This is a genomic window from Microcoleus sp. PH2017_08_TRC_O_A (assembly GCF_020738665.1).
Taxonomy (GTDB): domain Bacteria; phylum Cyanobacteriota; class Cyanobacteriia; order Cyanobacteriales; family Microcoleaceae; genus Microcoleus.
In genome coordinates this window covers 62,696-73,358 of sequence record NZ_JAEQCE010000053.1, presented here as the reverse complement: position 1 = coordinate 73,358, position 10,663 = coordinate 62,696, and the positions used below count along the sequence as shown (strand labels likewise).

8 protein-coding genes and 1 pseudogene are annotated in these 10,663 nt (G+C 46.7%); 8 read left to right on the top strand and 1 reads right to left on the bottom strand.

The window, feature by feature from the left end; genetic code table 11:
- The 7 genes and pseudogenes from JGK22_RS19420 to folP form a co-directional block, all read left to right on the top strand.
- Window positions 1-121 (top strand): annotated as a pseudogene (locus JGK22_RS19420) (photosystem II protein D2); the annotation flags it as partial.
- Window positions 122-277: 156 nt separating this feature from the next.
- Window positions 278-1,657, top strand: a complete 1,380-nt coding sequence (gene psbC, locus JGK22_RS19415; RefSeq protein ID WP_293151178.1) for a photosystem II reaction center protein CP43 — start codon at window positions 278-280, stop codon at window positions 1,655-1,657.
- Window positions 1,658-2,051: 394 nt separating this feature from the next.
- On the top strand, window positions 2,052-5,345 hold the full coding sequence (locus JGK22_RS19410) for a GAF domain-containing protein (protein ID WP_293313424.1): 3,294 nt from the start codon (window positions 2,052-2,054) through the stop codon (window positions 5,343-5,345).
- A gap of 383 nt (window positions 5,346-5,728) precedes the next feature.
- A complete protein-coding gene (locus JGK22_RS19405) occupies window positions 5,729-5,914 on the top strand; it encodes a PCP reductase family protein (protein WP_293183127.1) in 186 nt (61 codons plus the stop codon).
- Window positions 5,915-5,982: 68 nt separating this feature from the next.
- A complete protein-coding gene (tpiA, locus tag JGK22_RS19400; RefSeq protein ID WP_293183121.1) occupies window positions 5,983-6,708 on the top strand; it encodes a triose-phosphate isomerase in 726 nt (241 codons plus the stop codon).
- Window positions 6,709-6,812: 104 nt separating this feature from the next.
- Window positions 6,813-7,373 carry a Uma2 family endonuclease gene (locus JGK22_RS19395; RefSeq protein ID WP_293197014.1) on the top strand — a complete coding sequence of 187 codons (561 nt, stop codon included), beginning with the start codon at window positions 6,813-6,815 and terminating at the stop codon, window positions 7,371-7,373.
- A 250-nt stretch (window positions 7,374-7,623) separates the two neighbouring features.
- Window positions 7,624-8,493 carry a dihydropteroate synthase gene (gene folP, locus JGK22_RS19390; RefSeq protein WP_293197013.1) on the top strand — a complete coding sequence of 290 codons (870 nt, stop codon included), beginning with the start codon at window positions 7,624-7,626 and terminating at the stop codon, window positions 8,491-8,493.
- Here folP and JGK22_RS19385 read toward each other — a convergent pair.
- Window positions 8,484-9,329 carry a stomatin-like protein gene (locus JGK22_RS19385; RefSeq protein WP_293157580.1) on the bottom strand — a complete coding sequence of 282 codons (846 nt, stop codon included), beginning with the start codon at window positions 9,327-9,329 and terminating at the stop codon, window positions 8,484-8,486. The two genes, folP and JGK22_RS19385, sit on opposite strands and share 10 nt — an antisense overlap.
- A 558-nt stretch (window positions 9,330-9,887) precedes the next feature.
- On the opposite strand from JGK22_RS19385, the gene JGK22_RS19380 reads away from it, so the two are divergent.
- Window positions 9,888-10,655 (top strand): tetratricopeptide repeat protein, encoded by a 768-nt coding sequence (locus JGK22_RS19380; protein ID WP_293197012.1) that lies wholly within the window; start codon window positions 9,888-9,890, stop codon window positions 10,653-10,655.
- The last annotated feature ends 8 nt before the right edge of the window (window positions 10,656-10,663 follow it).

Below are 10,663 nucleotides of genomic sequence, written 5' to 3'. Positions count from 1 at the left end.
GTTCTACACTAAGAACATTCTGCTTAACGAAGGCATTCGTGCTTGGATGGCTCCGACCGACCAACCCCACGAAAACTTCATCTTCCCTGAAGAAGTTCTGCCTCGCGGTAACGCACTTTAAAAAAATCAGGATTTGGATTTCAGCTTAATTTATGTTTTTTAAATTCAAACTAGAAATCCAAATTCCTATTCACCGGGTGGACGCAGTGCTCCTGCGGTCACCCGGAGAACAAAAAAACCGAAATCCAAAAACTAACATCGTTGGAGGTTCTACCGCGTGGTAACGCTCTCTAATTCCTATGCAAGCGGTCGCGACCAAGAATCCTCCGGATTCGCTTGGTGGTCAGGCAACGCTCGTTTGATCAATCTCTCAGGCAAACTGCTGGGCGCCCACGTCGCTCACGCTGGTTTGATCGTGTTCTGGGCTGGAGCAATGACTTTGTTTGAAGTCGCTCACTTTATCCCAGAAAAACCAATGTACGAACAGGGCTTAATCTTGATGCCCCACGTCGCTACTTTGGGTTGGGGCGTCGGCCCCGGCGGTGAAGTTACAGATATCTTCCCGTTCTTCGTAGTCGGCGTTCTGCACTTGATTTCCTCTGCGGTTCTCGGTTTGGGCGGCATTTATCACGCCGTTCGCGGCCCAGAAGTTCTCGAAGAATACTCGAACTTCTTCGGCTACGACTGGAAAGACAAGAACCAGATGACCAACATCATCGGCTATCACCTGATTTTATTGGGTGGCGGTTGCTTGCTGCTGGTTGCTAAGGCCATGTTCTTCGGCGGTGTCTATGACACTTGGGCTCCGGGCGGCGGCGACGTGCGTATTATCACGAACCCAACCCTCAACCCCGCTGTGATTTTTGGGTACTTGGTTCGCGCTCCTTTTGGTGGCGAAGGCTGGCTGCTCAGCGTTAACAACATGGAAGACATCATCGGCGGTCACATCTGGCTTGGCCTGATTTGTATCTCTGGCGGTGTTTGGCACATTTTGACCAAGCCTTTCGGCTGGGCTCGTCGCGCCTTAATCTGGTCTGGCGAAGCTTACCTGTCCTACAGCTTGGGCGCTTTGTCCCTCATGGGCTTCATCGCTTGCTGCTTTGTCTGGTTCAACAATACTGCTTACCCTAGCGAATTTTACGGCCCGACGGGCCCGGAAGCTTCTCAAGCACAAGCTTTGACCTTCCTGATCCGCGACCAACGCTTGGGTGCTAACGTCGGTTCTGCACAAGGCCCTACCGGTCTGGGTAAATACCTGATGCGCTCTCCTACTGGCGAAATCATTTTCGGCGGTGAAACGATGCGTTTCTGGGATTTCCAAGGCCCTTGGTTGGAACCCTTACGCGGTACTAACGGTTTGGACTTGAACAAAATCAAGAATGATATTCAGCCTTGGCAAGCTCGCCGCGCTGCTGAGTACATGACTCACGCTCCTTTGGGTTCTTTGAACTCTGTGGGCGGCTTGGCAACTGAAGTTAACGCCTTTAACTATACTTCTCCCCGTTCTTGGTTGGCCTGTTTCCACTTTGTGATGGGTTTCTTCTTCTTGATCGGCCACTTGTGGCACGCTGGTCGCGCTCGCGCGGCTGTCGCTGGCTTTGAAAAAGGTATCAATCGCGAAAATGAAGCGGTTCTTTCTATGCCTGATTTGGACTAATCATCGGCCTTGTGCTGATGTGATTGTCTAATCAAAAAAAGCTCCTGCTTAACGGCAGGAGCTTTTTTTTAAGCCAATATCTCGAAAAAGTGGCGTTGCGATCGATGTTAAGCCTTTCTCTGAATTACTCCACAATTCTTGAGACTTGACTATTTTGATGAGTTCGGGTAAAGAACTTGCAGGCCGGCTCTACAAAGTTTATATTTAATTAAGGTACAAAAGTTTTAATCACACAAAATTGACAATAGCAATAGGAAGTTGCAGTTTGAAGGTAGATCCTTAGCTGTGCAAAACTAATCTACTTTTATTAAATGCCTGTGCTTTCAAAAATTGATAACACGCACAAAACTTTTTAGCCAATTACTATTATTGCTGGGAAAGCAAAAAATTAAGAATGGACTCATTAAAGCTCGAAAATGTCCAGGTGATTTACGATCGAGCAAATTTACTCGATCGCATCGCCAACCGCATTCGCCGCTCTCTAGAATTGCCAGAAATTCTCAGCGCCACAGCAGCGGAAGTTCAATCGTTCTTGGGAACAGACAGGGTAAAAATCTATAAATTTCATAGCGATGGCAGCGGTGAAGTGATTGCTGAATCAATTAACGGCAAACGCTTGCCATCATTATTGGGGCTGCATTTTCCAGCAGACGATATTCCCCCTCACGCCCGCGAACTGTTCGCCCAAGTACAGGTGCGATCGATCGTCGATATCGATTCCGGGTTGCTAGGCCAAAGTCCCCGCCGCGACGAGGTTTCCGATCAAATGCTGCCCGATGAAGTGCGCTTTCGGGCGATCGACCCCTGCCACGCTGAATACTTAACTGCACTCGGCGTTAAAGCTTCCTTGGTAGTACCAATTTTTCACGACCAAGAATTGTGGGGGTTGTTGGTATCTCACCACTCCCAGTCCCGGAGTGTCGCAGAGGAGGAACTGCAAGACGTTCAGATGGTGGCAGATCACCTCGCCGTCGCGATCGCCCAATCAACCCTCCTCTCCCGAACCAAGGCCAAAGCTGAGCGTGAAGCTGCCGTCAACCGCGTCGCCGCAGCCCTGCACTCCCAGCCCGCGATCGAACTGCAAGCAGCTTTGGCAGAATGTGTAGCTGCACTAGAGGCCGTAGGCGGCAGGCTTTGCATTTTCCACAGCAACAATCTCACGAGTTTACTACCCTACTCGGACAATTCCACAGAGGCACTCAAAGTCTACACTTGTGGCTCAGGCCCGAGAATGCCTATTTCTGCCAAATACCAGCAGATAGAGCTATACAGCGTCTGGCACGAATATTTTAACTCCAGCGAGCAACAGGTTTGGGCAATTCCCGACTTGTACAAAATTAGCAGTTTGAGAAGCCTGCAACCTGCATTTCGATCGACAAAAATCCGCAGCATTTTAATCGCACCACTCAGAACCAGGCAGCAAATATTCGGTTACTTGAGCATTTTTAGAGAAGAATTTGACACCGAAACTCTCTGGGCAGGACAATTAGATGCCGACGGGCGACTCGCTCAATCTCGGATATCTTTTGAAGCGTGGAAAGAGTCAAAAACAGCCCAGATTCGCGAATGGAATGCTGAAGAAATTGAATTATTACAAGCTTTTGCTAGCCATTTTTCTCAGGTAATTAACCAATACCAACTATACCAAGAAATAGAGGCACTTAACGCTAATTTAGAAAATAAAGTTCAAAAACGTACCGATCAAATGCAACAGTTGACCCAACAGCAGCTAGTGCTGTTTGAAGTGGTGGCTAAAATGCGGAAATCTCTCGACTTGAACGATATTTTTACCACGATGTCCCAGGAAGTGCGAGCGGCTTTAAATGCCGATCGCGTTGGGGTTTACCGTTTCGATCCCGCATCGGAATTTAACGACGGGGAATTCGTTGCCGAAGATGTTTTTCCAGATTTTAGATCGGCAATGGCAGTCCGAGTAAACGATCGCTGTTTTGGAGAAAACTACGCCAATCTTTACTCTCAGGGGCGAGTACACGCATTGGCAGACATCAGACAAGCCGGATTACAAGATTGCTTTCGGAAAGTATTGGAGCAATTTCAGATCAAAGCGACTTTAGTTGCACCGGTGATGAAAGGCAGCGAGCTTTGGGGGCTGCTATGCGTGCATCAGTGTTCGGATCCCCGCAACTGGGAATCTTCCGAAATTCAGTTTCTCACTCAAGTTTCTGCCCAGTTAAGTATCGCACTAGAACAAGCGGATTTGCTCGCTCAAACTCAGCAGCAAGCTGTTGATTTGCAGCAAGCTACTGAACAGCAGCGGATACTATTTGAAGTGGTAGCAAAGATTCGAGAATCTCTCGATATTAATGCAATTTTTAAGACGGCAACTCAAGAAGTTTGTCAGTTTATGCAGGTTGATAGAATTGCTGTATATCGCTTTAATTCTGATTGGAGCGGAAAATATGTTGCCGAGTTTGTGAAAGACGGTTGGATCAGATTGGTAGGGGAAGATATCAATACGGTTTGGGAAAATAGTTATTTGCAGGAACACCGAGGCGGCCGGTATCTCAATAATGAGATTCTAGTCGTTGACGATATCTATCAAGCTTGTCACTCGGAGTGTAACTTCACTATTTTAGAGCATTTTCAGGTGCAGGCATATGCGATCGCGCCAATTTTTGTAGGACAAGAACTTTGGGGTTTGTTGGCAGCCTACGAACATTGTGGGCCGCGCTGTTGGGAAAGTTCAGAAGTTAAGTTTTTAGCTCAGATTGCCAATCAGTTAGGCGTAGCTATCCAACAAGCCGATTTGCTGGAGGAAACGAGAGGTCAATCAGCACAAATAGCTCAAAATTTCAAAGACTTGCAGCAAACTCAAGCTCAATTGATTCAGACTGAAAAAATGTCTGGTTTGGGGCAACTGGTGGCGGGTATTGCTCACGAAATTAACAATCCAGTTAATTTTATTTACGGCAATCTCAATCACGCTACTGATTATACTAAAAATTTGCTGAGTTTGCTGGAACTTTACCAGCAGCAATATCCCGATTCTAGTCCTGAGATTGGCGAGTTGGCAGAAGATATTGACTTGGAATTTCTGCGGTCAGATTTGCCGAAGTTGCTATTGTCTATGCAGGTGGGAGCCGATCGCATTCGTCAAATAGTTTTGTCTTTGAGGACTTTCTCTCGTTTGGATGAAAGTCAAATGAAGGATGTCGATATTCACGAGGGCATTGACAGCACGCTGTTAATTTTGCAGCACAGGCTGAAATCTAGTTCGGATAGTGCCAACATTCTGCTAGTTAAGGAGTACGGCAATTTGCCTCTGGTTGAGTGTTATGCTGGACAGTTGAATCAGGTGTTTATGAATGTGATCGGAAATGCGATCGATGCTTTGCAATCGAACCAGTTGAGCGATCGCAATTCAGTGAGTCCTCAAATTAAAATCTCTACTGCTGTCGGTCAACTTAATGGCAATGTTCCGAGCGCGGTGATTCGGATTGCTGACAACGGTTCTGGAATTTCGGAATCGATGAGAGAACGCATATTTGACCCTTTTTTCACGACTAAGCCGGTGGGCAAAGGTACTGGATTGGGACTGTCAATTAGTTACCAAATTGTGGTAGAGAAACACGGCGGTGTTTTAAAGTGCTGTTCAGAATCTGGTAAGGGTACTGAATTTGCGATCGAGATTCCGATCCGACATCAGCCAGCAGTCAGCAGTCAGTAGTCATTAGGATCGGAAATTAAATAATTTACACAAGCTTGTGGAATGGGCGTCCCGCCCGTTCAGAAAGGACGGGCGGGATGTCCATCCCACAATAACAATAAAGATTGTAAGTTATTTAATTCTCATTCCTTAGTTATTGTAGGGTGCGTCAGCGGGCTAAATGTTTTCGTCACCTGCTCAAGGATTCCGGCCCCGTGACGCACCCTAAGGTTAGCTTTGTTGATGTAGAGTCTGCGTTTCAACCGCCGAGTTGAAGAGAGTTCGATCGCCCGCAAGCGTTGCTCGCAGAATAGGTTTGCCCCAAAACATGGTAAATTGAATAGCCAGACAGACTTTTGTCAAAGTACAGAACTGAGCGCTTGCAGTCGATCGCCCGATACGCCATGCCAGATTCCGAATTCTCAGATGATTTAAAATGGACGGCCCAAGCTAAGGCCAAGCTAAAAAATATTCCCTATTTTGTCCGGGGACAAGCCCGCGTGCGGATCGAGCAATTGGCCCGCGAAGCCGAAACAGAAGTCGTCACCATTGACTTAGTTGAGCAAGCTCGCATCGAGTTTGGACAATGAGGGATCGAAATGTACCCTAAAGCTTTAGACTATAAAATGCGTTGTAAGGACAAGGATTTAAAAAAGTAGTGCGGAAAATAGTTATAGCTGGCAACTGGAAAATGTACAAAACTAGGGCAGAATCCCTAGAGTTTCTTCAAGGATTCATGTCCTGCCTGACGGAAACCCCAGAAGAACGGGAAGTCGTGCTTTGCGTTCCCTTCACAGATTTGAGTGTCCTCTCGAAAAACCTGCACGGAAGCCGGATTAGACTCGGTGCTCAGAATGTCCACTGGCAAGAGTCTGGAGCTTATACGGGTGAAATTTCCGGGCAGATGCTGACAGAACTTGGGGTGCGCTACGTCATCATCGGCCACAGCGAGCGCCGTCAATATTTTGGGGAAAGCGACGAAACGGTGAATTGGCGGCTGACAACTGCTCAGAAATCCGGTTTAATTCCGATTCTGTGCGTGGGAGAGACGAAGCAACAACGGGATGCCGGGGAAACGGAAGCTCATATTTTTTCTCAGTTAGCGCAGGATTTGGTTGGTGTTGACCAAGATAACTTAGTAATAGCTTACGAACCGATTTGGGCGATCGGCACTGGCGACACTTGCGAAACGAAGGAAGCTAACCGAGTTATTGGTTTGATTCGCTCTAAATTGACTAATCCTGACGTGCCGATTCAGTACGGCGGCTCTGTGAAAGGAGAGAATATTGATGAAGTTATGGCGATGCCTGAAATTGACGGGGTTTTGGTTGGCGGTGCTAGTTTGGAAGCTGCCAGTTTCGCTAGAATTGTCAATTATCAATAACTGGTAAGTGGAACAAGGGCAGCGGGAAGGAGAAAGCGATCGCCTACAATTGTGATATGCCCTTGAGATACTTTAAGTGTTTGTCCGATCGGGAGAATTGACTTATGATTGCGATGGTTAAACCCAAACCCGCTTTAGAAGATTTCCTCAAACTTCCTGAAACTGAACCGGCCTCAGAATTTATTGACGGAGATATCCTTCAGAAGCCCATGCCTCAAGGCGAACATAGCGTACTTCAATTTGAACTCTGCAAAAATATCGATCGAGTAGCGCAAACTCAAAAAATTGCCAAGGCTTTTCCTGAATTGCGCTGCACTTTTGGCGGTAAGTCGATCGTACCAGATATAGCAGTATTCCGCTGGGAAAGAATTCCTTTTTTGCCTTCGGGTAGAATTGCCAACATCTTTGAAATTAATCCAGACTGGTCGATCGAAATTTTATCCCCAAACCAAAGCCAAACAAAAGTCCTTGGTAAATTGCTGCACTGTTCGCGACACGGTACTGAGTTGGGTTGGTTGCTAGATCCTGAGGAAGAAAGTATTTTAGCAGTATTTCCCGGACAAAAAGTAGAATTTTACCGAGGTACAGATCGGTTGCCAATTATTAATGGAATTGAATTAGAATTGACGGTCGATCGTGTTTTTAGCTGGTTGAGTTTTGGTTGAAGAATCTTGGACGCATCAGACTCTAAGAAACCGGGGCTTTTTAAGATTGGTTTTTAGTGTGGAATGCAAGTCGGCTCTCAGGCTGCGGACTTGCATTCCACACTACAAACCGTTTTTTTCGTAGTGTGCTATGCAAGTCGGCTCTCAGGCTGCTGCGGACTTGCATTCCACACTACGAACCGTTTTTTTCATGGTAATTGACCGGACAGGATATCAAACCTAAAATCTTGAATCTAAAATCTCACTCGCCATGACAGATAACCCAGCCAAAATTATCATTAGAAATAAAACTTTCGAGTGGGGAAAACGCACTTATTTGATGGGTGTTTTGAACGTAACTCCTGACAGTTTTAGCGACGGTGGCGATTTCAATACCATAGAATCAGCTTTAGCGCAAGCTGAAAATATGGTAAAATCGGGGGTAGATATTATTGATATTGGCGGTCAATCTACCCGGCCCGGTGCAGCGGAAATATCCTTAGAAGAAGAGATCGATCGCGTTATACCTGTGATAGAAATGCTGAGGCAAAAAGCCGATATTTTTAGCTCAGTTCCGATTTCTGTCGATACTACCAGAGCGCAGGTTGCTAAAGCTGCGATTGAGGCGGGAGCTGATATTGTCAACGATATTTCGGGAGCAACTTTTGACTCGGAAATGCTGTCAACGGTTGCTCAGTTGCAAGTGCCGATAATTTTGATGCACATTCGGGGAACTCCCCAGACGATGCAAAAACTCACAGATTATCAGGATTTAATTGGGGAAATTCGGGATTTTTTGGAGAGTCGAATTGTGGCCGCTGTGGCTGCGGGAATTGATAAATCTCAGATAATTATCGACCCCGGTATTGGCTTTGCTAAGACTTACAGTCAAAACTTGGAAATTCTGCGACAGTTGACAAAATTCCGGGGTTTGGACTGTCCGATTTTAGTAGGAGTATCGCGGAAAAGCTTCATCGGTCAGATTTTGAATCAGCCGGAAGCTAAACAAAGAATTTGGGGGACAGCGGCGGCTTGTACAAGTGCGATCGCAAATTCGGCAGATATTTTGCGAATTCACGATGTCAGAGAAATGCACGATGTTTGTTTGGTTGCCGACGCTATCTTCAGAAATCAATCTTGAGCGGTTGATTGGTCGATTAGTTTGAGTTCTCGCTCTCCACCGTGAGCGTGCGGCTGGATATCCGGCATGGAACCCATCAACTCGTTGAGGGCTTCTGTCATGTTTCTTGGATCCATAAACAGAATTTTGGCGTTGTCGCTTTCGCCTAGTTTTTGTTGAGCGTCTAAGTATTTTTCAGTTACTAAGTAATTCAAAACTTGCTTGCTGTTCGGATGGGAGTCTAAAGCTTCAACTAAGAGCCTCATGTACTCCTTAGTGCCGATCGCCTTATTGACCATTGCTTGCCATTCGCTCTTGGTGGCGCGCTCCAATTCCATAGCTTCTTGCACCCTTTTCGGAGGTGTAATGCTTTGAATTTCTACGCGAATTACTTTGACGCCCCAAGTTTCGGTAGCTTCGTCCAACTTCTTGAGTAACTTTTTATTCATGTCATCTCGGGAACCCAAGATGTCTTGCATGGGCAATCGACCAATTTCAGCGCGAAACGTCGTTAAAACTAAGTTGGCGATCGCATTTTCAATTTGATCGATTCCATAATAAGCTTTCTGCAAATTCACAACCCGCCAATACACAACGGCATCGACTTCTAGGGCCACATTATCGCCCGTAATTGCTGATTGAGGTTTAATATCTAAAACTCGTTCGCGGCTGGTGTCCACGCAGACGACTTTTTCGATCAGGGGACTGATAAAGTGGAATCCGGGCTTGAGGGTGCGCTTGTATTGGCCCAAACGTTCGACTAAAGCTTCGTCGCCACCGCTGACTATTTTCACGCTTGAGTTAACAGCGTAGCCGAGGATGAGCGCAAACAGCATGGTGAGAATAGACTGCCCCATTTCTACTTTCCTGCTAAGGTTGACTGAGAATCGATCGGGAATATACTCTAATTTAACTCAAAGTCTGCCGCACAGTGCTAAAATATCTCGACTGTTAATAACAGTATCAATGGTGGGCCGCCATGTGTTCGGACTCTGACGAAGCAGTCAGTAACTCAGGGAATCAACGCCACTGAGCTTGTAAGAGAAATCAAGCAAGCTGCACTGACCAGCCTAAGCCTTAACTGGCTACGTTATTTAGGTCATGACACCCACCGGATGCGAAGCTAGTCCCTTGCTCTGTCGCTAGTAGTTAAACAGCCTTAAAGTCACGCTCGACAGTGCTGCTAGCCTGACAAGCCTTTATAACATTGGCGAAGCTAACTTTACCCCGAAAGGGAGATTGAGGACAACCATCCTCGCCAGAGGGGCAACCATACCCCTCTACCCCGCAAGGGGATTCAATGCGATTGAAATCGCCTGGTCGTTTTCCTAGGAAGGACTAAAGTCTCTGAGCTTCCCACTTACCGAGCTTTTTTGTGAAACCCAGGATATCAACAACACATTTCCACAAAAGACATGAAAAACGATCGAGAGTTTCGCCCTTTCAAACCTTTTACCTGGATTGGCCCAAGCATTGTGGTGGCTGGAATGTGGGCATTGGGAGTTGTCCCACCCGTACAAGCTGAATCAACCACGGTGCAAATTGCCCCAAACTTGCAGTCGCAGAACTTGCAGCCACCGCGCCGGGGGCCCGCAGTTCGCGAAGTTCTATCCTACGAGATGAAGGGAGACGAACTTAAGATTTGTAAACAGGAAGGCAACTCTGAGAAAAAGTGCCAAGTTGTAGGCAAAGGTTACACGGTGGGTTTGAGAACGGCCAACGACCTCTACGGTCAAGGAAATATTGTCAATGCCGAAGTTTTGTACCGACAACTAATCGCTCGCTATCCCAAACAAGCCGATGCTTATTATAAGTTGGGAAGTCTGCTGTCGGGGCAAGGTAAAATGAGCGATGCGATCGTCCAATACCAGAAAGCAATTGAAGTCAACCCGCAGCACGCCAAAGCTCACAACGATTTGGGCGTGGCGATGGCAAGTCAAGGAAAGTTGCCCGAGGCGATCGTGCTGTGGAGACAAGCCGTTAAAATTAACAGCCAGTATCCCGATGCTTTAAACAATTTAGGAGTCGGTTTATACCAGCAAGGGGCGAAGGAAGACCAAGCAGAGGCCCTAGCCAGTCTCAAAAAAGCTAAGGAGTTATTTATCAAGCAGGGCAGAACTCAAGCAGCTACGAGAGTAGATAAACTTTTGGAGGAAATCAATTCGCAGTCGAGCGGCTCTTAAAATCATTA